The following is a 21234-nucleotide window of genomic DNA, read 5'->3' on the forward strand; positions in this document are numbered from 1 at the left end:
TGGCTCCCTGGAGCGGTAATAGGCGCTGCGAACGGCACGGCCCGGTGTCTGGATACGCTAGCAAAAGGCTCCCGTGCAAAGATGCCGTTATTCAGCGCTGCAAGGGAGAATCTGCTGAATCTGGCAGGCTGGCGTGGCTCATATCAGTTTTCCTGTGGTGGGGGCGTTTGCAGGCACCGTCGAAGGTTGGGTGAACCGCCGAATATCGAAAGGGCTGATCAAGGTGCTGGTACTGCCGGTGCTGATCAGTTCGGCCATCACATCCCCCACGCCAGGGCCGAGCTGGAAGCCGTGGCCGCAGAAGCCGAAGGCATAAAACAGCCCGTCCACGCTGCCGCTGGGGCCCATCACCGGCAGGGAGTCGGGTGTATAGCTTTCGATGCCGCTCCACACGCGGATGATGTTCAGTTTCTCGGCGCCCGGTAATAGCCGTTTCATCTGGCGCATCTGGTTGAGCAGGCTCTCGGGCTTGAAAAACGCGCGGCGGTTGAGCATGTCCGGCGTGCAGCGGGCGCCGCCACCGATGATGATGTTGCCGCGCGGGATCTGGCGGAAGTAGATCACCTCTTCCTTGATCTTGGTGAACACACCGATCACGGTGGGCAAGGCGTAGGGCACCGGTTCGGTGACCGACATCTGTGGGCCGTTGGGCTCCAGTGGCACCGGCTCGCCGAAGCGCTCGGACAGGCGTGCGGCCCAGGCGCCAGCAGTAATCAACAGTTGCTCGGCGATGAACAACTGCCCATCGGTGGTGGTGACGTGGAACCGGCCATTGATCTTTTCCACGTCGGCGACTTCGGTGCTTTCTTCGATTCGCGCACCGAGGCGCCGGGCGGCGCGGGCAAAGGCCGGTGCGGCCAGGCGGGGGTTGGCGTGGCCGTCGTAGGGCGCGTAGGAGCCGCCTTTCACCTCGGGGCCGAGGAAACCGAAACGCTGGTGCAACTCGGCGCCGCGATAGATTTTCAGGTCCAGTTGCGCGGCTTCCGGCGCAGCGGCGTAGGCCTCCAGTTCAGCGATTTCATCTTCGCGATAGCACACGCGCATGTGGCCGCTGGGGATAAATTCCAGGTCGTCGTTGATCAACTCCGGCAGGCGTTTCCACAGCGCCCACGAACGATTGGCCAACTCCAGTTGCCCCAGGTAGCGGCCCTGGCGGCGCACATTGCCGAAGTTCACACCGCTGGCGTACTGACCGATCTGGTCGCGTTCCAGCAGCGTGACCGAACAACCGCGGCGGCGCAGGAAAAACGCCGACGATGCGCCCATGATGCCGCCGCCGATGATCAGCACAGCGCTTTTTTGCGGGTTCATGAAGGCTGCTCCTGTGCGGTACGGGCCACGGCGTCGATTTCGATCAGGTAGCCATGGTGCAACACCGGCACGGGCACCACGGCGCGGGCCGGTTTATGTTCACCCAGGTAGCGCGCATAAATTTGATCAAAGGCGGGCCAGTGTTCTATGCCGACCACGTACACCGTCACTTTGAGCAGGTCACCGGGGCTCAGGCCCGCTTCACCCAGGATCGCCACCAGGTTATCCAGGGCAATCGAGGCTTGCACCGCGAACGGTTGCCCGGCGCTGTGCTCGCCATTGGCGCGTACCGGCAGTTGCCCCGACACATACAGCAGGCCGCCGTGTGCCACTGCCTGGGAATAGTGCCCGCCCGGCGGTGCCGCGTGGGTGCTATGAATCGAGTGGATGCGATTACCAGCCATGCAGGCGACTCCAGGTGTGCACGCTGCCATCGGCATCCACCGCGTGATAATCCGGGAACTGTGCGCCGGTGGCACAGGCATGGTTGGGCAGGATGCGCAGCCGACTGCCGATGGGGAAACGCGTGACAAGCGCGTCACTGTTGGCCGCGCCCAGGGTGACGATGCCGTGTTCCTGGTTGGCGCCGGTGACCTGCGCGCCGTCGATCCAGTCGCCCGCTTCGCTGCACACTTGGCCATAACCGAAGTCTTGGCGCTGGCGCTGGGTGCCACGGTCACGACTCATGGCCATCCAACCGGCGTCGGTGATGATCCAGCCTTTGTCCGGCTGATGACCGATCACGGTGGTCAGTACGCTCAGCGCCAACTCATCGGCCTGGCACACGCCGATGTTGCGCATGACCAGGTCGAAGAACACATACACACCTGCGCGTACTTCGGTGACGCCGTCCAGGTTCAGCGCCGAGAGGGCCGTGGGGGTGGAGCCGATACTGACTTCGGGGCACGCCAGCCCGGCTGCGCGGAGGGTGTCTGCGGCGCGTACGCAGAGCGCGCGCTCCTGTTCGGCCAGCGCTTGCAGGGGTTCCAGGCTGTCCAGCGCGTAACTCGAGCCGGCGTGGGTCATCACGCCGCGCAGGTGCAGGCCGCCGTCGCTTAGGATGCGCGCGACGTCGATCAGTACCGGGTCCTGCGCGGCGAGGCCGGAGCGATGGCCGTCGCAGTCGATTTCGATCCACACGTCGAGGCGTTCGTCATGCTGCTGTGCGAACGCGACCATGGCCTCGGCGCCTGAGACGCTGTCGGTGAGCAGGCTGAGATTGCAGCCTTTGCGCCGCAGGGCCAGGGCCTGGGGCAGTTTGCCCGGGGCGATGGCCACGGCGTAGAACACATCGCGGATACCTGCGGCGAAACAATGCTCGGCTTCCTTGAGGGTGGAAACCGTCACACCGCTGGCCCCTGCGGCGATCTGGGCCTGGATCACCGGCAGGCACTTGCTGGTTTTGATATGCGGGCGCAAACGCACGCCCAGGCTGCTCATGCGTTGTTGCATACGCTGGATATTACGCTGCATCTGCGGGATGTCGACGAGCGCGGCGGGCGTGTCGAGGGAAGCAATCGGCGTGGACATGGCGGAGCTCGCGTGGCTGGGTACAGGCTGCACTCTACTCAGCCGTTGTTAACGTGTGGTTCAATCAGTGTTCATCAATCATTAAGTAAAATTGAATGATTTCCATCGAAGACCTGCGGCTGGCGGTGACCCTGGCCCGCTCCGAATCGCTGAGCGCCGCCGCCCGAACACTGAATGTCTCGCCGCCGGCGCTGTCCATGCGCCTGCGCAAGTTAGAGACGCTGCTGGGGCTGACCCTGGCCAATCGCGACGCTCGACGCCTTAGCCTGACGGCGGATGGCGAGCGGTTCTCGCGGGAAAGCGCGCTGTTGCTGGAACAGTTGGAAGCGCTGCCGGAGTCGTTCCGGCAACAGGACGATACCCTGGTGGGCACCTTGAGGTTGGCGGCGCCGTTTGGCTATGGTCGCCAGCGCATCGCACCGCTGCTGGCGCGGTTTGCCAAACTGCACCCGCAGCTGCGCCTGCACCTGGATTTGCGCGAGACGCCCTGGCCCGATCGCCATGACAGCGATGCGGTGATTCACATCGGGCATCTGAATGACAGCCTGTGGACCGCGCGGCCACTGACGCCAAACGAGCGCTGGTTGTGCGCCAGCCCGGCCTATCTGCATGCCCACGGCGTGCCGTCTTCGCCGGACGAACTGGCGTCCCATCGTTGCATTTGCATTCGCGAAAATGATGAAGACGTCACCCTGTGGCACCTGCGCAAAGGCCAGGGCCGCAAGACGCTGCGTGTGGAGCCTGCGTTGTTGAGCAACGATGGCAGCGTTGCTCGGCGCTGGGCCGAGCAAGGCTTGGGGTTGGTGCTGCGTTCGCAGTGGGACGTGAGTGACGCCGTGGCCAGCGGCAGCCTGGTGCGCGTGTTGGCGGACTGGAGCTTTGACAGCGCGCCGATCCTCCTGCTGGTGCCGTCGCGCAAACTGCGCAGCCCGCGCGTACAGGCGTTGGTGGCGTTTCTGGAAGAGGCGTTGAAGGCCTGAGTTATTTCACCGCGTAGACCTTGCGCACGTACACCGTGCTGGTCCAGGCGCACGGCGCGCCCTTGGCCACGAATACTGTGTCCCCGCTGTTCACCGTGACCTCGCCACCCTCGTTGTCCTGCAGGGTGACGCTGCCTTCGAGCAGGTGCATCAACTCATGCAGTTTGTGCGGGCGGCCGTGACGGGCGTAGGGCGTCGAGTCCCAGATGCCGACGCGCAGCTCGGTGATCGCATCGTCGAACAGGTTGAGCGCGCGGCACTGCGGGGTTGGGCCGATCAGGATCTGGGGCTCCGGCGCGGCGGAGGGGTTGAGCAGGGTGTGCGGGGCGAGCAGGGTCAGGCCTGGGCAGGCGGGCGCATCGGCCTGGTCGACCGCGCAGAATGCCCATTCGCTGCCTGCACTGGCCTGCACTGTTAGGCGTGTACCCAGGCCGATCACGGCGCTGCTGCCGACACCCAGTTCCAGTGTCTGTTCTGCGCTGCTGAGCAGCACATGGCCGGCGTGCACCACCAGGGTTTCGCTGTGGGGGAAGTCTTCGATCACGCTTTCGCCGCTGAACGGTACAAGCCCTGCGGACACGCCATCGTCACCCATCCAGGCGAGTTGGCGGTTGTCGCCGAACGGGTCCAGCGCGCTGAGTGCGCCGCTGTTGAAAGACGTGGCAACGCGGCTGCCGTCGGCGCGTGCCAACAGCAGGATACGGGGAGATGACATGGGGAGTGCTCCGGGAGGAAAGTCAGCCGATCGCCTGGGTGATCAGGGCAAAGGGATGGACGCCTTGGCTGGCCTGGGGTGGGGTGCCCAAGGCCATCTGCGCGACGGTGTCGATGTTCTTCAGGCCGGCCTGTTCGAGCCAGTCGCTGAGGCCACAGACGACGGGAATGTCGATGCGCACGAAGGTGTCCGGCACCTGGGCCAGCAAGGTGGCGATCAGGTGCTTGGCCTGCTCGATATTTTCCGCCACCACCGGGCCGATGCAGCGCCCCCGACCAAACGGCCGCAGCAGGGCGAAGCCGCGTAGCCGGCCGTCACGCTCGATACCCACGGCGTGCTCCACCTGCAGATCGCGCAGCACCTCGCGGCGGTCCAGGCCGCTGGCGGCTTTAGCCAGCGCGAGCAGGCTGGCGTGGTCACCGGGGTTAAGCGCACGGCAGGTTTCGCCGTCAGCCAGCGCCGGCAGGGCGGGCACCGACGCCTGGCCCTGATGTTGCTGCACGCGCCCGAACTCAACGAACCCCTGGCTTGCATACAGCGGCGCGCCGGCGAGGGTGGCATTGAGCACCGGCGTGCGCGTGCCGCAAGCGGCGAGGGCCTTTTCCATCAAGCGCCGGCCGATGCCTTGGCCCTGGTAGTCATTGCTGACGATCACCAGGCCGATGGTGGCGTAATCGCCCTGGGGGCAGGTGAAGGCGCTGCCGATCAGCCGCTCGCCATCCATGACCACGAAGCCGTCGCTGACCCGTTGCAGCATTGCCCAGTCTTCCAGGCGGTGGGGCCATTTGAGTTGCACCGACAAGGCGTGGGCGGCCGGCAGGTCGGCCACGGTCATTGGGCGGTAGGTGTAAGCGGGGTGTGGCAGGGCGGACATGGCGAGCCTCCGTAGAGCGTTGTGTTGTGTCGCGTCAGGGTGCTTGTATCCCACCTGGGTTGAGGGCTGGCAAGGGGGGCGGGAATATTCGGTAGATTCCTCGTGGTGTGCGGGGCGAGACCACAGTTACTACTTAATTGGGGTTGGGGGGCAGCAGCAAATGCCATGGGGTTGGCGTTGGAGCTGACTGGAGTAGGGCGGGTGTACTCGGTTAAAAATGTGGGAGGGGGCTTGCTCCCGATGAGGCCGTGTCAGTGGATACATCTGTAGCTGACCCACTGCCATCGGGGCATAAGTACCTACACAATTTTTTTCAGTGGGCTGTGGCGAGGGAGCTTGCTTCCGTGGCGGCCTTCGGGACGACCGCTTTTTTTGGGGGGTGAGTACATATCCGTTGCTGCGGTAACGGCTGCCTATGGTTCCGCTCTTACAGCGGGTCACTTTTGGAAAGACCCAAAAGTAACCAAAAGGTCTTCGCCCCAACACTCGGTGCCTCGCCTAGGCTCGGCATGCCCTCACTCCGGCTTTGGAGCGTGGGCCGCCGCGATGGGCCATCCATGGCCCAGCGCGGCTAACCCGGCGTCCTGCCGGGTTACCCACGCTCCAAAGCCTGCGTTCGGCCAGCGTGTTTGACGGGGCGATGCCAAATCAAAAACAAAAGCGAGGCGGCCTTAAAGCCGACCTGATTATTGAAGCGTACGCGGTGTGGCTTCTACTTCCTTAATCGCTGACGAAGTCAGCAATCTTTTGATCTGCTCTGGCTCTGGCTCTGGCTCTGGCTCTGGCTCTGGCTCTGGCTCTGGCTCTGGCTCTGGCTCTGGCTCTGGCTCTGGCTTTTGATCTTGATCTCAGGCGCCCCGTTAACCACGCTGGCCGAACGCAGGCTTGAATCCGTGGGTAACCCGGCAGGACGCCGGGTTAGCCGTCCTGGGCCATGGATGGCCCATGACGGCGGCCCACGGATTCAAGCCTGCGTTCGGGCATACCGAGCCTAGGCGAGGTACCGAGTGGTGGGGCGAGGACCTTTTGCTTACTTTTGGGTCCTTCCAAAAGTGAGCCGCTGTAAGAGCGGAACCCTAGGTGGCCGTGACCGCAGCAACGGATATGTACTCAGTCAAACCCAACGACATGGTCGGCCCAAAGGCCGCCACGGAACCAAGCCCCCTCCCACAATTCAACCAGCCACACTTTCTGCCGCCCCCACCCCCGTGCTTAAGCCTCTCCACCCCCCAAAGCCCCCTAAAAGCGCACAAACACTGGCCCTGCCCAAGCCTGGCGCGTACCGCAAAGTCTGCTGAGCCCGGCCACCAAAACGGTGGTTTGTATTGAGCGCAGGTCGTTTTAGACGGCATATGCTGATTTCACAGTGGTGTAATGAACCTGTGCTGCAACGAGGCCGACGCGCCGCCAGGGCAGCGAACGCTTGTCACACTCAACGAACTCCAGGACCGCACTCAATGAGCTTTCTTCGTCCCAAATTCATTACGTTCGACTGCTACGGTACGCTGACCAACTTCCATATGGGCACCATGACCCGCGAGCTGTTCGCCGATCGCATCAAGCCTGAGCAAATGGACCAGTTCGTCAAAGACTTCTCGGCCTACCGCCTCGACCAGGTCATGGGCGACTGGCGCCCGTACGATGAAATCCTCAAGACCGCCCTGGCCCGTACCTGCAAACGCTGGGGTATCGACTATCGCGAGGAAGGCCAGCTGTATTACGACGCCGTGCCGACCTGGGGCCCTCATGCAGACGTGCCGGCGGGTCTGTCGAAGATTGCCGACAAGATTCCCCTGGTGATCTTCTCCAATGCCAGCGACAGCCAGATCATGTCCAACGTCGACAAGCTCGGCGCGCCGTTCCACAAGGTGTTCACCGCTGAGCAGGCCCAGGCCTACAAGCCGCGCCTGGCCGCGTTCGAGTTCATGCTCGACAACCTCGGTTGCGGCCCGGAAGACATCTTGCATGTGTCTTCCAGCTTCCGTTACGACCTGATGCCGGCCCATGACATGAAGATCAAAAACAAGGCCTTCGTTGCCCGTGGCCACGAAGTGCCGGCCAACGCGTTCTACGGTTACCAGCAGATCACCGATATCGGTGGGCTGCCGGCGCTGGTCGGTCTGTAACCGCACACCTCTGAGGGTAAGACATGGGCAGTGAATCCTATTGGCTCGACACCGCACCGGCGTTTACCGGTGCCCAGCTGGGCGGCTTGCCCAAGCAGGTCGATGTGGCTGTGGTCGGCGCTGGGTTCACCGGCCTGGCGGCAGCACGGGCGTTGGCGCTCAAGGGCGCCAGCGTGGTGGTGCTCGACGCCGGGCGGGTGATCGGTGAGGCCTCGGGGCGCAACGGTGGGCAGTGCAACACCGGGGTCGCCCAGGATTACGCCGGGTTGCACGCCAGCCTCGGTGCCGCCAAGGCGCGCGCCTATTACCAGGCCTATGAAAGTGCGGTGCAGACGGTGGTGTCACTGGTTGAGCAGGAAGGGATCGCCTGCGACCTGGTGCGCAACGGCAAGCTCAAGCTGGCGGCCAAGCCGATGCACTACGAAGGCCTGGCCCGCACCTGCGAGCTGATCCGCCAGGAGGTGGATGCCGATGTCGAGTTGCTCAGCGCCGAGCAGACCCACGCGGAAGTCAATTCGGCGCAGTTTCATGGCGGCCTGCTGCAACGCAACGGCGTGCAGATGCATGTCGGCCGCTTCGGTGTCGGCTTGGCCGAAGCGGCGGCGCGGCGTGGCGCGATGATTTACGAGCACACCCAGGTCAAGGATTGGAAGGCCCAGGCCGGCGGCTATCAGGTCAACACCGCCAAGGGTTCACTGCATGCCGGGCAAGTCCTGCTGGCCACCGGTGCCTGCCAGCATGGCGACCTCGGCTGGTACCGCCGGCGCATTGTGCCGGTGGGCAGTTTTGTCATCGCCACCGAAGTCTTGCCTCAGACGCTGATCGACCAGTTGCTGCCGCAACATCGGGCCTATGTGACCAGCCGCATGATCGGCAACTACTTTCGCCTGACCCCGGACAACCGCCTGCTGTTTGGCGGGCGTGCGCGGTTTGCCATGTCCGACAGCGTTTCCGACGCCAAGAGCGGCAAGGTGCTGCAAGCGGCGATGCTGAACATGTTTCCGCAGTTGGCGCACGTGAAGATCGACTACTGCTGGGGCGGCCTGGTGGACATGACGTCCGACCGCCTGCCCCGCGCCGGCCAGCATGGCGGGGTGTTCCACTCCATGGGCTACAGCGGCCATGGCGTGCAGATGTCGGTGCACATGGGCCAGGTGATGGCCGAGGTCATGGCCGGCAATACCGCGGCCAACCCCTGGCGCGAATTGGAATGGCCGGCGATCCCCGGGCATTTCGGCAAGCCGTGGTTCCTGCCGTCCGTGGGGGCTTACTACCGCTTCCAGGACTATTTGCACTGAGTTGCCGTTGTTGCGTCACCGTCGTTTGTGTTTCCAGGACGCTCCGGACATCCGTGAGCACTCGATTCTTCCGATTATCGACAGGTAGCCTTGCTATGACTGACAACAAAAACACCCCCGAACTCATCTCCGGCCAGGACAGCCTGCGGGTGTTCGAAAGTCTCAACCGTGGCATGTCGCGCCGCCACGCCCTGCAAATGCTGGGCGTGGCCGGTGTCGCCGCCGCCGGTGCCGGCAGCCTGTTCGGCGCCGCCGGCCAGCTGTTCGCCGACGAGGCCGCCGTGGCCGGCAAAGGCAAGCCAGGCGGCAAGATCCGCGTGGCCGGCATGTCCAGCTCCACCGCCGATACCCTCGATCCGGCCAAGGGCGCACTGTCCACCGACTATGTGCGTCACTACATGTTCTACAACGGCCTGACCCGCTTCGATAAGCACCTGGTGCCGCAACTGGAGCTGGCCGAGCGTATCGACAACACCGACGCCACCGTCTGGACCATCACCCTGCGCAAGGACGTGACCTTCCACAATGGCAAGGCCCTGACGGCCGCCGACGTGGTGTTCTCCCTGAACCGCCACAAAGACCCGCTGACCGGTTCCAAGGTCATGCCGTTGATGGAGCAGTTCGCCGAGATCAAGGCCAGCGGGCCGAGCGAAGTGCAGATCCGCCTCAGCGCGGCCAACGCCGAGTTGCCGTCGATCCTCGCGGTGTCGCACCTGTTGATCGTCCCCGAGGGCACCAGCGACTTCAGCAAAGGCATCGGCACCGGGCCGTTCACCGTGGGCGAGTTCAAGCCTGGCGTGCGTTCGATTGCGGTGCGCAACAAGAACTACTGGAAACCGGGCCTGCCGTACCTCGACGAGATCGAGTTCATCGCGATTGCCGACGAGCCATCGCGGGTCAATGCGCTGCTGTCGGGCGATGTGCACATGATCAACGAGGTCAACCCGCGCTCCACCACGCGCATCAAGGCCAGCGCCAAGCATCGCGTCGTCGACGCGCCGTCGGGCAACTACACTGACTTGATCATTCGCCAGGACCAACTGCCCGGCAAAAGCCCGGAATTCACCCAGGCCATGAAGCTGCTGCTCGACCGTGAACAGGTCAAGTCCGCAGTATTCCGTGGCTTTGCGGTGGTGGGCAACGACCACCCGATCGCGCCGGGTTCGCGCTACTTCAACACCGACTTGCCGCAGACGGTCTACGACCCGGAAAAAGCCAAGTTCCTGCTGAAGAAAGCCGGCATGGAAAGCATCACCATGCCCGTGATGGCCTCGCCTGCCGCCACCGGTTCGGTGGACATCGCCGTGCTGTTGCAGCAATCGGCCAAACAGGCCGGGCTCAAGCTCGACGTGAACCGCCTGCCGAGCGACGGCTACTGGTCCAACCACTGGATGAAGCACCCGCTGAGCTTCGGCAACATCAACCCACGGCCGAATGCCGACGTAATGTTCTCGCAGTTCTTCCAGTCCAAGGCGCCGTGGAACGAGTCCGGCTGGCAGAACGAGCAGTTCGACCAGTTGCTGATGCTGGCCCGTGGCGAAACCGACGACGCCAAGCGCGCCAAGATGTATGGCGACATGCAGACCCTGGTGCACGACCACTGCGGCATCGGCGTGCCGGTGTTCATCAGCAATATCGATGGCGTTGACCAACGCATCAAAGGCTACGACAGCAACCCACTGGGCGGTTTCATGGGCTACATGTTTGCCGAGCAGGTGTGGTTGGACGCTTGAGGAGGGTCGTGGGATGAATAGCAATACACTGTGGTTGATCGGCCGGCGCTTCGGCGCCGGGGCCTTGACCTTGTTGATCGTGTCCATGGTCGTGTTCGCGATCACGGCGGTACTGCCGGGGGACGCGGCGCAACAATCCCTGGGCCAGTTCGCGACCCCTGAACAGGTGGCGGCCCTGCGCCTGAAACTGGGGTTGGACCAGCCCGGTGTGTTGCGTTACCTGCACTGGTTGATGAGCCTGCTCACCGGCGACATGGGCGTGTCGGTCTCCAACGCCATGCCGGTCGGTGAGCTGATGGCGGGCCGGGTGCCCAACACCCTGATGCTGGCCGGCGCCACGGCGCTGGTCTCGGTGCCGGTGGCGCTGGTACTCGGTATCGGCTCGGCGATGGGCCGGGGCGGGCGCATCGACAGCTGCCTGAGCTTCGTCACCCTGGCGATGGTCGCGGTGCCGGAATTTCTGGTGGCGACCCTGGCGGTGCTGATTTTCGCGGTCAACCTCGGTTGGTTGTCGGCCCTCTCGTATGCCAGCGACATCAGCTCACCGCTGCAATTTCTGCGCACCTATGCCTTGCCGGTGATGACGCTGTGCTGCGTGATTGTCGCGCAAATGGCGCGCATGACCCGCGCCGCCGTGATCGACCAGCTCGACAGCCCCTACGTGGAAATGGCTCGCCTCAAAGGCGTCAGCCCGATCCGCATCGTGCTGCGCCATGCCTTGCCCAATGCGATCGGGCCGATTGCCAACGCCATCGCCCTGAGCCTGTCGTACCTGTTGGGCGGCGTGGTGATTGTCGAAACCATCTTCAACTACCCCGGCATTGCCAGCTTGATGGTCGATGCCGTGACCAACCGCGACATGGCGCTGGTGCAGGCGTGCACCATGTTGTTCTGCGCGGCCTACCTGGGCCTGGTGCTGCTCGCCGACCTGTGCGCGATCCTGTCCAATCCGAGGCTGAGAAACCAATGAACAACCTCATTGCGAAATCCAAGCCTGTTTCCTCCGCCCTGGCACTCGCCAAGGTGTCCAGCGGCCCGTCGTGGCTGGGGCTGTTGGGTGGCGTGGTGTGCGTCGCCTGGCTGCTGGTTGCGCTGCTCGGCCCGTGGCTGGCGCCTCACCCGGTGGGGGAGGTGGTGTCCGATAACATTTTCGAAGGCTTCAGCCTCGCGCATCCGTTCGGCACCGATTACCTCGGCCGCGACATGCTCAGCCGGGTGCTGGTGGGCGCGCGGTTCACCGTCGGTCTGGCACTGGTGGCGGCGTTATTGGCCAGCATCTTCGGCACCGGCTGTGCGCTGTTGTCGGTGGTCTCGCCCAAGTGGCTGGACGAAATCATCAGCCGCATCATGGACGCCTTTATTTCGATCCCGAGCAAAATGCTCGCGCTGATCATGGTCTCGGCCTTTGGCTCATCGGTGACGTTGCTGATCTGTACGGCCGTGATCAGTTATATCCCCGGCTCGTTCCGCGTCGCCCGCAGCATGGCGGTCAATATCGAAGCGCTGGAGTACGTGCAGGTTGCGCGTACCCGTGGCGAGGGCCGGCTGTACGTGGCGTGCATGGAAATCCTGCCGAACATGCTCAACCCGGTCCTGACCGACCTGGGCCTGCGTTTCGGCTACATCGTGCTGTTGCTCAGCGGCATGAGTTTTCTCGGCCTGGGCGTGCAACCGCCGGATGCCGACCTCGGCTCGCTGGTGCGGGAAAACATCGGCGGCCTTAACCAGGGCGCGCTGGCCATCATCATTCCGGCGCTGGCCATCGGCACGCTGACCATCGGCGTGAATCTGCTGATCGACTATCTGTCGTCGCGACGTAGTCGACGCACGGGAGGCCATTGAAATGACTGAATTGATTCGCGTCGAAGACCTGCGCGTAGTCGCCTGTGGCGAGCGCGGCGAGGTGGAAATCGTCAAGGGCGTGAGCTTTGCGCTGAAAAAAGGTGAAGTGCTGGCGTTGATCGGTGAGTCCGGCTCGGGCAAGACCACCATCGCCCTGGCCTTGCTGGGGTATGCACGGCGTGGCTGTCGTTTGTCCGGCGGGGTGGTGCAGGTCGGCGAGCACGACATGCTCGCCCTGAGCGAACACCAATTGCAAGGCCTGCGCGGCAACCGTGTGTCCTATATCGCGCAAAGCGCCGCTGCTGCGTTCAACCCGGCCAAACGGCTCATCGACCAGGTGATAGAGGGCGCGCTGATCCATGGCTTGGGCACTCGGGCCGAGCTGCACGCCAAGGCCATCGGGCTGTTCCGCGACCTGGCGCTGCCGGGCCCGGAACGCATCGGCCAACGCTACCCGCACCAGGTCTCCGGCGGGCAACTGCAACGGGTGATGGCGGCGATGGCGCTGATCAGCGATCCGCTGCTGGTGGTGCTCGACGAGCCGACCACCGCACTGGATGTGACCACCCAGATCGACGTGCTGCGCGCCTTCAAACGCGTGGTGCGTGAGCGCGGGGCCACGGCGGTGTACGTGTCCCACGACCTGGCGGTGGTGGCGCAAATGGCTGACCAGATCGTGGTGCTCAACGGTGGCCAGATCCTCGAGCAAAGCGCCACCGCACCGCTGCTCAACGCCCCGAGCCACGCCTACACCCGCAGCCTGCTGGCCGCCGCACGGCCCGACACCACCATTCGCCCGCCTTGCGGCGTCGCCGGGGAGGTGCCGCTGCTGACCATCACCGGCCTCACCGCCGGCTACGGCAACAAGAACCTGCACGGCATGCCGTCGATTCGGGTACTGGAAGACATCGACCTCACCGTGCGCCGTGGCCAGGCCATTGGCGTGATCGGCGAGTCGGGCTCGGGTAAATCCACCCTGGCCCGGGTGGTGGCGGGGTTGTTGACCCCGGCCCTCGGCGGCCTGGCCTTCGACGGGCAACCCTTGGGCGGTAGCCTCGCCGAGCGCACCCCGGAACAATTTCGCCGGATCCAGATGGTGTTCCAGAACGCCGATACCGCGCTCAACCCCATGCACAGCGTGGCGGCCATCATCGGTCGGCCGTTGAAAATGTATTTCGGCCTCAAAGGCGCGGCGCTGCAAACCCGCATCGGCGAACTGCTCGACTTGGTGCGCCTGCCCCGCGACCTTGCCGAACGGCGCCCGAATGAGTTGTCTGGCGGGCAAAAGCAGCGGGTCAACCTGGCCCGCGCGCTGGCGGCCAAACCCGACCTGATCCTCTGTGATGAAGTGACCTCGGCCCTCGACACCGTGGTGGGCGCGGCGATCCTCGAACTGCTGCGCGACCTGCGCCAGCAACTGGGGGTGTCGTACCTGTTTATCAGCCACGACATCTCCACCGTGCGTGCGCTGTGCGATGACATTGTGGTGATGTACAGCGGCCACAAGGTCCAGGCCGGCAGCCGCCAGTCGTTTGCCGAGCCACCGTTCCACCCCTACACCGACCTGTTGATTCACTCGGTGCCCGAGTTGCGCCAGGGCTGGCTGGAAACCTGCGGCACCACGTCCGAGGTGCTGCCAGCGATTGGCGAGCGCGCCAACGTGCCGGAACTGTGCACTTTCCTCAATCGCTGCCCGGTGCGCGTCGACGGCCTGTGCAACCGCACCGCGCCGAGCCGTCGCAGGCTGGACAACGGTGGTGAAATCCTGTGCCACCACGACAGCGCCCACTTGCTGAATACCCAGCAGGGCGTGACCACCATGACCTTGGGAGCCTATGCATGAACGGGCGTTTTGTGAGGTTGGCCGAACAGGGCCGGCCGACGGTCAGCCTGACCGTGGATGGCGCCGCCGTCGAAGCCCTGCAGGGCGACACCTTGATGGTCGCGCTGCTGACCCAGGGCAACGCGCTGCGCCAGTCGGAATTCGACAGCGGCCGCCGCGCCGGTTTCTGCCTGATGGGCGCGTGCCAGGATTGCTGGGTGTGGACCCGCAGCGGCGAACGCCTGCGCGCGTGTTCCAATGAAGTCCGTGACGGGCTGGACATCGTTACCACACAACCGGAGGCGACATGGCCACTGCACGGGTAGTTATTGTGGGCGCTGGACCGGCCGGCGTGCGTTGCGCCGAAACCCTGCTGGCGGCCGGGATCAAACCGATCCTGATCGATGAAAACCGCCGCGACGGCGGCCAGATCTACCGGCGTCAGCCAGAAGGCTTCACTCGCAACTACGCGACCCTGTACGGCAGCGAAGCCGCCAAGGCCCAGGCCCTGCACCAGAGTTTCGACCGCCTGCGCGACGCCATCGACTACCGCCCCGACACTCTGGTGTGGAACCTCACGCCGGGGCAGCTGTGCTGCGTGAGCCAGGGCCGCCACACCACGGTGGATTACGACGCACTGATCCTCTGCACCGGCGCCACCGACCGTCTGATGCCCATCGAGGGCTGGCAACTGGCGGGCACCTACAGCCTGGGCGGGGCGCAGATCGCCTTGAAAAACCAGGCCGTGTCCATCGGCCATCGCGTGGTGTTCATGGGCAGCGGGCCGTTGCTGTACCTGGTCGCGAGCCAATACGTGAAGGCCGGCGCCGAAGTGGCGGCGGTGCTCGACACCTCAGCCTTGAGCCTGCGTCTGAAAGCCCTGCCCAAACTGCTGGCGCGGCCCGGCGTGCTGTTCACCGGGGTCAAGCTGCTGGCGCAACTGTACCGCGCCAAGGTGGCGGTGCACCTGGGGGTCAAGCCGCTGCAAGTGATGGGCGACGCGGCCAATGGCGTGAGCGGTGTGCACTTCGCCACGGGCAATGGGCACACCGTCACGGTGCAGGCCGATGCCGTTGCGCTGGGTTATCACCTGCGCCCGGAAACCCAGCTGGGTGACCTGGCCGGTTGTCGCATGGCGTTCGATGCTGCATCGAGCCAATGGTGGCTGGCCACGGATGACGCCGGGCGCACCTCGGTGAAGGGCGTGTACGCGGCCGGTGACGGTGCAAAAATTCGCGGCGCCGATGCCGCCGAGCACGCCGGGCGCCTGGTGGCGCTGGCGCTGCTGGAAGACCTGCAACAGCCGGTCGACGCCGGCCTGCGCGATGAACAACAACAGGCCCTGGCGGTGATGGATCAATTCCGCCTGGGCCTGGCCCAGGCGTTCCCGTGGCCGAGCGAACAGGCCAAGGCGTTGCCGGACAGCGCCATCGTGTGCCGCTGCGAGATGATCAGCGCTGGCGAGCTGCGCCGCACGGTGAAAGAGAAGGGCGCCTGTGAAGTCAACCGCGCCAAGGCATTCAGCCGCGTGGGCATGGGCCGTTGCCAGGGGCGTTATTGCTCCCAGGCCGGGGCCGAAGTGATCGCCGCCGCTGCCGGCGTGCCGGTGCAGGAGGTCGGGCGCCAGCGCGGCCAGGCGCCGGTCAAACCGTTGTCGATGTTGATCACCGAGGAGGTGTCGTCATGAGCGTGCAAAAAGCCGATGTGGTGATTGTCGGCGGGGGTGCGATGGGCTCGGCGACCGCGTTTTTTCTGCGTCGTCGCGGGCAGTCGGTAATCCTGCTGGAGCGCGACCAGATCGGCCAGTACGCCAGTGGTGTGAACTTCGGCAATGTGCGCCGGCAAGGGCGTTTCCTCGGCCAGCTGGCCCTGGCCAACCGCTCGTGGGCGCTGTGGAAACGCCTGCCGGAACTGATCGACGACGACCTGGAATTCATCCCCAGCGGACATATGCGCGTGTGTTACCGCGAAGATGAAATTGCCGAGCTGGAGGCCTACGCCGCCGCACCGGAAGCGCAACAACTGGACCTGAAGATTTATCGCGGCGCCGAACTGCATCAACGCTTCGGCTTCCTCGGCCCGGACGTCAAGGGCGGCTCCTATGCGCCCCACGATGGTCATGCCAACCCGCGCCTGGCCGCGCCTGCGTTTGCCCGCGCCGCCCGGCGCCTGGGCGCGCAGATCGAAGAACGCACCGAAGTGGCCGAGGTGCAGAAGGTCGGCGCCGACTTCCAGGTCACCACCACCGATGGCCGCCAGTTCCACGCCGCGCAACTGTTGATCACCGCCGGCGCCTGGGGCCAGAAGCTCTCGGCGCAGTTTGGCGAACCGGTGCCGCTGGACACCCACGGCCCGCAAATGGCCGTGACCGAGCCGGTGCCTTATGCCTTGCCCACCGTGATCGGCGTGTACACCAAGGTGCCCGAAGAGGTGATCTACTTTCGCCAGATTCCCCGGGGCAATATCGTCATCGGCGGCGGTTACCGCAGCAAGCCGGATATGCTTAACCGTCGCGCCTATGTGGAACCGCGCAGCATCCTCAACCAGGTCAGCCAGATGCGCCGCCTGCTGCCGGGCGTCGGCAACCTGAACATCATCCGCGTGTGGAGCGGCATCGAAGGCTACCTGCCGGACTCGCTGCCGGTGATGGGCCCCAGCGGCACTGTCGACGGGCTGTTCTATGCCTTCGGGTTTTGCGGCCACGGTTTCCAGCTTGGCCCGGGCGTCGGCGATGTGATGGCCGAGCTGCTCGCCACCGGCAGCACCAGTACCCCGATCGAGCCGTTCTCCATTACCCGGTTCGCCCCACCTGCCGAGCAACGGAGCCAGGCCTCATGAAACCCCGCGTATTGGAGATTCTGAAACAGCTGATGGCCTTCGACACCGTGTCATCGGAGTCGAACATGGCCTTGATTGAGTATGTGCGCGACCTGCTGCTGAGCAAGGGCATCGAGTCGCTGATCGTCAAGGACCCAAGCGGCAAGAAAGCCAACCTGTTCGCCAGCACCGGGCCCAAGGAACAGCCCGGCGTGTTGCTGTCCGGGCACACCGACGTGGTGCCGGCGGCGGGGCAGGCCTGGACCTTTCCCGCCTTCGCCGCCACCGTGCAGGACGGGCGCATCTACGGGCGCGGCAGCTGCGACATGAAGGGCTTTATCGCCCTGGCCATCGACGCCATGCTGGATGCCGCCGACCACACGTTAAAACGCCCACTGCAACTGGCCCTGTCCCATGACGAAGAGATCGGCTGCGTCGGCGTGCGGCGCTTGCTCGACGTGCTGCACCTGGCGCCGGTGCGGCCGTTTCTGTGTGTGATCGGTGAGCCGACCAACATGCAGTTTGTACTCGGCCATAAGGGCAAGGGGTCCTACCGCACGTACTGCCGAGGCCAGGAGGCGCATTCATCCCTCGCGCCGCGCTCGGTCAACGCCATCCACGTGGCCTGCGACTTTATCGCCGCCCTGCGTGACAGCCAGCAGCAGTTGCAACGCCATGGCGCCCAGGACAATGACTATGACGTGCCCTACAGCACCGTGCATGTCGGCCAGATTGTCGGCGGCAAGGCGCTGAATATCGTGCCCAACCTGTGCACCCTGGACTTCGAAGTGCGCAACCTGCCGGCGGACGACCTGGACGCGTTCCTGGAGCAGATGCGCGAGCGCGCCGAGGTGATCGTGCGCGAGGCGCAGAAGCTGTCCAGCGTGGCGGCCATCGAGATCGAAACGATCAACGTCTATCCTGGCCTCGACACCCACCCCAGTGTCGAGGCGGTGCGCTTTCTCAAGCAATTCGCCGCGCCGGGTACTGGCACGTCCAAAGTCTCGTTCGGTACCGAAGGTGGCCTGTTCAAGCAGCGCCTGGACGTGCCGGTGGTGGTGTGCGGGCCGGGTTCCATCGAGCAGGCGCACAAGCCCGACGAGTTTATCGAGATCAGCCAGATGGACGCCGGCGAGCGCTTTTTGCAAGGCTTGCTCGGTTCACTGACGGCCTAGCAGAGCCTGCCGTCCTGGGGTGAATTTCAGCACGGCACGCTGCTTTAACCGCGCTTTCGGCATCCTCGTTTGCGGCACCTCCCTAGACTGGAGCGTGTCTCGGATCAGGACTCGACCATGCTCAAGAATCGCTTGCAAGACCCCAGCCTGCTGGCTGAACTCGCCTACGTAGATGGCCAGTGGATCGCTGCCGACAGCGGCGCCACCCTGGACATCCGCGACCCGGCCACCGGCCACTTGATTGCCCAGGTGCCGGCCATGGACGCGGTGGACACCCGCCGCGCCATCGACGCCGCCGAGCGTGCCTGGCCCGCCTGGCGCGCACGCCCGGCTGCCGAACGTGCGGCGCTGTTGGAGCGTTGGTACCAGGCGATGATCGACAACCTCGATGACCTGGCGCTGATCATGACCTGCGAGCAGGGCAAACCGCTGAACGAAGCCCGTGGCGAAGTGCGCTACGGTGCCGGTTTCGTCAAATGGTTCGCCGAGGAAGCGCGCCGGGTCTACGGCGAAACCATGCCCGCACCCAGTGGTGATCGCCGCTTGCTGACCCTCAAGCAACCGGTGGGCGTATGCGCCGCCATCACCCCGTGGAATTTCCCTAACGCGATGATCACGCGCAAATGCGCGCCGGCCCTGGCCGCCGGTTGCCCGATCATCGTCAAACCCTCGGACCTCACGCCGCTGTCGGCCCTGGCCCTGGCGGTGCTGGCCGAGCGCGTCGGTATTCCGGCCGGGGTGTTTAATGTGATCACCGGTTTGCCCGCCGGCATCGGCGAAGAGCTGACCGGCAACCCGGCGGTGCGCAAGATTTCCTTTACCGGCTCCACTGCCGTCGGCCGCCTGTTGATGTGCCAGAGCGCCGAGCACATCAAGCGCTTGAGTTTGGAACTGGGTGGCAATGCGCCGTTTATCGTGTTCGATGACGCCGACCTCGAACAGGCGGTGGCCGGGGTGATGCTCAGCAAATTTCGCAACGCCGGGCAAACCTGCGTGTGCGCCAACCGCATCCTGGTGCAGGACGGTATCTATGCGCGTTTCGCGGCGCGGCTGGTGGAAGAGGTGGGCAAGCTCAAGGTCGGCAACGGCCTGGAAGACGGCGTGACCATCGGCCCGCTGATCAACCCCGCGGCGGTGAACAAAGTCGCGCGGCATATCGACGACGCCCTGAGCCAGGGCGCCCAGTTGCTGTGCGGCGCAGTTCCCAGCGGTGACAGCCAGTTCGTGCAGCCCACGGTACTCGGCGATACCCACGCCGGGATGTTGCTGGCCAATGAAGAAACCTTCGGCCCGGTGGCACCGCTGATGCGCTTTACCGACGAAGCCCAGGCCCTCGCCCTGGCCAACGCCACCCCGTACGGCCTGGGCGCCTATTATTTCACCCAGGACCTGCAGCGTTCGTGGCGCTTTGGCGAGGCCCTGGAGTTCGGCATGGTCGGGCTCAACACCGGGATTATCTCGATGGAAGTCGCGCCGTTCGGCGGTATCAAGCAATCAGGCCTGGGACGCGAGGGCAGCAAGTACGGCCTGGACGAATACCTTGAAGTCAAAGCCTTCCATATCGGCGGCTTGAACTGAATTTTTGCGAGGCATGCACCATGAGCAAGGCATTTAGAATCGCCGCGATTGCCGGCGATGGCATCGGCAAGGAAGTGCTGCCCGAAGGGCTGCGGGTACTGGAACAGGCCGCCAGGATCTGGGGCCTGAACCTGAGCATCGAAGTGCTCGACTGGGCCCACTGCGATTACTACCTGGAACACGGGCAGATGATGCCCGAGGACTGGTTCGAGCAGCTCAAGGGCTTTGACGCGATCTACTTCGGCGCCGTGGGCTGGCCGGACAAAGTCCCGGACCATATTTCCCTGTGGGGCTCGCTGCTCAAGTTTCGCCGCGATTTTGACCAGTACGTGAACATCCGCCCGGTGCGGTTGTTCCCCGGCGTGCCATGCCCACTGGCCGGGCGCGAGCCGGGGGACATCGACTTTGTGGTGATTCGCGAAAACACCGAGGGCGAATATTCTTCGGTGGGCGGCAAGATGTTCGAAGGCACCGAGCATGAATTCGTGCTGCAGGAGTCGGTGTTCACCCGACGCGGCGTCGACCGCATCCTCAAGTTTGCCTTCGACCTGGCCCAGACGCGTGCGCGTAAGAAGCTGACGGCGGCGACCAAGTCCAATGGGATTTCCATCAGCATGCCTTACTGGGATGAGCGCACGGCATTGATGGCGGCGAACTATCCCGAGGTAACGTGGGACAAGCAGCACATCGATATTTTGTGTGCGCGGTTTGTGCTGCAGCCGGACCGGTTTGATGTGGTGGTGGCGTCGAATCTGTTTGGCGACATTCTGTCGGACCTGGGGCCGGCGTGTGCGGGAACCATCGGGATTGCGCCGTCGGCGAATCTGGATCCGGAGCGGCGGTTTCCGTCGTTGTTCGAGCCTGTGCATGGGTCGGCGCCGGATATTTATGGGCAGAACATTGCGAATCCGATTGCGATGATTTGGTCGGGGGCGTTGATGTTGGACTTTTTGGGCAATGGGGATGGGCGGTATCAGGCGGCGCATGATGGGATATTGCGGGCGATTGAGGCGGTGATTGCGGAGGGTGTGGTCACGCCGGATTTGGGCGGGCAGGGATCGACTCAGGATGTGGGATTGGCAATTGCGACGCGGTTGGCTGAGGCGAATTGATCAAAACGCGGCGGCCTTATAGCCGACCGGCGTTGTGCCTGGTGTACTGGGTTAAAACTGTGGGAGGGGCGGTGCGACGATTCGACTTGCCCCCGATGGCAGTGGGTCAGCCAAAGATGCATCAATTGACACGCCTTCATCGGGGCATGGGTATCTACACAACTTTTCAGCCTCTGACAAATCTCCCTGTGGCGAGCGGGCTTGTCCCGCGTTGGGCTGCGTAGCAGCCCCCAGTAAAGCAGAATGCGGTGTATCAGAAACTCCATAGCGGCTGTTTTGGGGCCGCTACGCGGCCCAACGCGGGACAAGCCCGCTCGCCAC

18 protein-coding genes are annotated in these 21234 nt (G+C 64.3%); 13 read left to right on the forward strand and 5 right to left on the reverse strand.

Annotated features, from left to right (window positions below):
- Positions 1–138: 138 nt before the first annotated feature.
- The 3 genes from FIV39_RS14955 to FIV39_RS14965 are packed head-to-tail and all read right to left on the reverse strand — an operon-like array spanning position 139 to position 2841.
- The gene (locus FIV39_RS14955) at positions 139–1311 is read right to left on the reverse strand and encodes an NAD(P)/FAD-dependent oxidoreductase (RefSeq protein WP_090406264.1); all 1173 of its coding nucleotides are present in this window, start codon (positions 1309–1311) and stop codon (positions 139–141) included.
- On the reverse strand, positions 1308–1715 hold the full coding sequence (locus FIV39_RS14960; RefSeq protein WP_090406261.1) for a RidA family protein: 408 nt from the start codon (positions 1713–1715) through the stop codon (positions 1308–1310). Before FIV39_RS14960 ends, FIV39_RS14955 begins: the two co-directional genes overlap by 4 nt.
- Positions 1705–2841 (reverse strand): DSD1 family PLP-dependent enzyme, encoded by a 1137-nt coding sequence (locus tag FIV39_RS14965; protein WP_090406258.1) that lies wholly within the window; start codon positions 2839–2841, stop codon positions 1705–1707. The genes FIV39_RS14960 and FIV39_RS14965 overlap by 11 nt, the downstream gene beginning before the upstream one ends.
- Before the next feature lie 95 nt (positions 2842–2936).
- On the opposite strand from FIV39_RS14965, the gene FIV39_RS14970 reads away from it, so the two are divergent.
- Positions 2937–3821, forward strand: a complete 885-nt coding sequence (locus tag FIV39_RS14970) for a LysR family transcriptional regulator (RefSeq protein WP_090406255.1) — start codon at positions 2937–2939, stop codon at positions 3819–3821.
- A 1-nt stretch (position 3822) separates the two neighbouring features.
- Here FIV39_RS14970 and FIV39_RS14975 read toward each other — a convergent pair whose 3' ends face one another.
- Positions 3823–4536, reverse strand: coding sequence for a cupin domain-containing protein (locus tag FIV39_RS14975; protein WP_090406252.1), 714 nt, complete (start codon positions 4534–4536; stop codon positions 3823–3825).
- A gap of 22 nt (positions 4537–4558) precedes the next feature.
- A complete protein-coding gene (locus tag FIV39_RS14980) occupies positions 4559–5410 on the reverse strand; it encodes a GNAT family N-acetyltransferase (protein ID WP_146371544.1) in 852 nt (283 codons plus the stop codon).
- 1457 nt (positions 5411–6867) lie between these two features.
- Between FIV39_RS14980 and FIV39_RS15000 the strand changes: the two genes are divergently transcribed.
- The 12 genes from FIV39_RS15000 to FIV39_RS15055 all read left to right on the forward strand — a co-directional run bounded on the left by FIV39_RS15000 (position 6868) and on the right by FIV39_RS15055 (position 20913).
- The gene (locus FIV39_RS15000; RefSeq protein ID WP_090406246.1) at positions 6868–7536 is read left to right on the forward strand and encodes a haloacid dehalogenase type II; all 669 of its coding nucleotides are present in this window, start codon (positions 6868–6870) and stop codon (positions 7534–7536) included.
- A gap of 23 nt (positions 7537–7559) precedes the next feature.
- A complete protein-coding gene (locus tag FIV39_RS15005) occupies positions 7560–8834 on the forward strand; it encodes an NAD(P)/FAD-dependent oxidoreductase (protein ID WP_090406242.1) in 1275 nt (424 codons plus the stop codon).
- Positions 8835–8929: 95 nt separating this feature from the next.
- Positions 8930–10567: an ABC transporter substrate-binding protein gene (locus FIV39_RS15010; RefSeq protein WP_090406238.1), complete on the forward strand. Its 1638-nt coding sequence runs from the start codon at positions 8930–8932 to the stop codon at positions 10565–10567.
- A gap of 13 nt (positions 10568–10580) precedes the next feature.
- Complete coding sequence (locus tag FIV39_RS15015) at positions 10581–11537, forward strand: ABC transporter permease (protein ID WP_090406235.1); 957 nt, start codon at positions 10581–10583, stop codon at positions 11535–11537.
- Positions 11534–12409, forward strand: a complete 876-nt coding sequence (locus FIV39_RS15020) for an ABC transporter permease (protein WP_090406232.1) — start codon at positions 11534–11536, stop codon at positions 12407–12409. The genes FIV39_RS15015 and FIV39_RS15020 overlap by 4 nt, the downstream gene beginning before the upstream one ends.
- Position 12410: 1 nt before the next feature.
- On the forward strand, positions 12411–14252 hold the full coding sequence (locus tag FIV39_RS15025) for an ABC transporter ATP-binding protein (RefSeq protein WP_090406229.1): 1842 nt from the start codon (positions 12411–12413) through the stop codon (positions 14250–14252).
- Positions 14249–14557 (forward strand): (2Fe-2S)-binding protein, encoded by a 309-nt coding sequence (locus FIV39_RS15030; protein ID WP_090406226.1) that lies wholly within the window; start codon positions 14249–14251, stop codon positions 14555–14557. Before FIV39_RS15025 ends, FIV39_RS15030 begins: the two co-directional genes overlap by 4 nt.
- Positions 14539–15918 (forward strand): FAD/NAD(P)-dependent oxidoreductase, encoded by a 1380-nt coding sequence (locus tag FIV39_RS15035; protein WP_090406222.1) that lies wholly within the window; start codon positions 14539–14541, stop codon positions 15916–15918. Before FIV39_RS15030 ends, FIV39_RS15035 begins: the two co-directional genes overlap by 19 nt.
- Positions 15915–17069, forward strand: coding sequence for an NAD(P)/FAD-dependent oxidoreductase (locus FIV39_RS15040; protein WP_090406219.1), 1155 nt, complete (start codon positions 15915–15917; stop codon positions 17067–17069). The genes FIV39_RS15035 and FIV39_RS15040 overlap by 4 nt, the downstream gene beginning before the upstream one ends.
- Positions 17066–18223 carry an acetylornithine deacetylase gene (gene argE, locus FIV39_RS15045; protein ID WP_090406216.1) on the forward strand — a complete coding sequence of 386 codons (1158 nt, stop codon included), beginning with the start codon at positions 17066–17068 and terminating at the stop codon, positions 18221–18223. Before FIV39_RS15040 ends, argE begins: the two co-directional genes overlap by 4 nt.
- 117 nt (positions 18224–18340) lie before the next feature.
- A complete protein-coding gene (locus FIV39_RS15050) occupies positions 18341–19801 on the forward strand; it encodes an NAD-dependent succinate-semialdehyde dehydrogenase (RefSeq protein WP_090406213.1) in 1461 nt (486 codons plus the stop codon).
- A 20-nt stretch (positions 19802–19821) separates the two neighbouring features.
- Complete coding sequence (locus tag FIV39_RS15055; protein ID WP_090406210.1) at positions 19822–20913, forward strand: tartrate dehydrogenase; 1092 nt, start codon at positions 19822–19824, stop codon at positions 20911–20913.
- Positions 20914–21234: the final 321 nt, after the last annotated feature.

It is taken from the genome of Pseudomonas grimontii, from assembly GCF_007858185.1.
GTDB lineage: Bacteria > Pseudomonadota > Gammaproteobacteria > Pseudomonadales > Pseudomonadaceae > Aquipseudomonas > Aquipseudomonas grimontii.

Coding starts and splice junctions, on each gene's coding strand:
- FIV39_RS14955 (WP_090406264.1), bottom strand. CDS start 1,311: ATGAACCCGCAAAAAAGCGCTGTGCTGATCATCGGCGGCGGCATCATG.
- FIV39_RS14960 (WP_090406261.1), bottom strand. CDS start 1,715: ATGGCTGGTAATCGCATCCACTCGATTCATAGCACCCACGCGGCACCG.
- FIV39_RS14965 (WP_090406258.1), bottom strand. CDS start 2,841: ATGTCCACGCCGATTGCTTCCCTCGACACGCCCGCCGCGCTCGTCGAC.
- FIV39_RS14970 (WP_090406255.1), top strand. CDS start 2,937: ATGATTTCCATCGAAGACCTGCGGCTGGCGGTGACCCTGGCCCGCTCC.
- FIV39_RS14975 (WP_090406252.1), bottom strand. CDS start 4,536: ATGTCATCTCCCCGTATCCTGCTGTTGGCACGCGCCGACGGCAGCCGC.
- FIV39_RS14980 (WP_146371544.1), bottom strand. CDS start 5,410: ATGTCCGCCCTGCCACACCCCGCTTACACCTACCGCCCAATGACCGTG.
- FIV39_RS15000 (WP_090406246.1), top strand. CDS start 6,868: ATGAGCTTTCTTCGTCCCAAATTCATTACGTTCGACTGCTACGGTACG.
- FIV39_RS15005 (WP_090406242.1), top strand. CDS start 7,560: ATGGGCAGTGAATCCTATTGGCTCGACACCGCACCGGCGTTTACCGGT.
- FIV39_RS15010 (WP_090406238.1), top strand. CDS start 8,930: ATGACTGACAACAAAAACACCCCCGAACTCATCTCCGGCCAGGACAGC.
- FIV39_RS15015 (WP_090406235.1), top strand. CDS start 10,581: ATGAATAGCAATACACTGTGGTTGATCGGCCGGCGCTTCGGCGCCGGG.
- FIV39_RS15020 (WP_090406232.1), top strand. CDS start 11,534: ATGAACAACCTCATTGCGAAATCCAAGCCTGTTTCCTCCGCCCTGGCA.
- FIV39_RS15025 (WP_090406229.1), top strand. CDS start 12,411: ATGACTGAATTGATTCGCGTCGAAGACCTGCGCGTAGTCGCCTGTGGC.
- FIV39_RS15030 (WP_090406226.1), top strand. CDS start 14,249: ATGAACGGGCGTTTTGTGAGGTTGGCCGAACAGGGCCGGCCGACGGTC.
- FIV39_RS15035 (WP_090406222.1), top strand. CDS start 14,539: ATGGCCACTGCACGGGTAGTTATTGTGGGCGCTGGACCGGCCGGCGTG.
- FIV39_RS15040 (WP_090406219.1), top strand. CDS start 15,915: ATGAGCGTGCAAAAAGCCGATGTGGTGATTGTCGGCGGGGGTGCGATG.
- argE (WP_090406216.1), top strand. CDS start 17,066: ATGAAACCCCGCGTATTGGAGATTCTGAAACAGCTGATGGCCTTCGAC.
- FIV39_RS15050 (WP_090406213.1), top strand. CDS start 18,341: ATGCTCAAGAATCGCTTGCAAGACCCCAGCCTGCTGGCTGAACTCGCC.
- FIV39_RS15055 (WP_090406210.1), top strand. CDS start 19,822: ATGAGCAAGGCATTTAGAATCGCCGCGATTGCCGGCGATGGCATCGGC.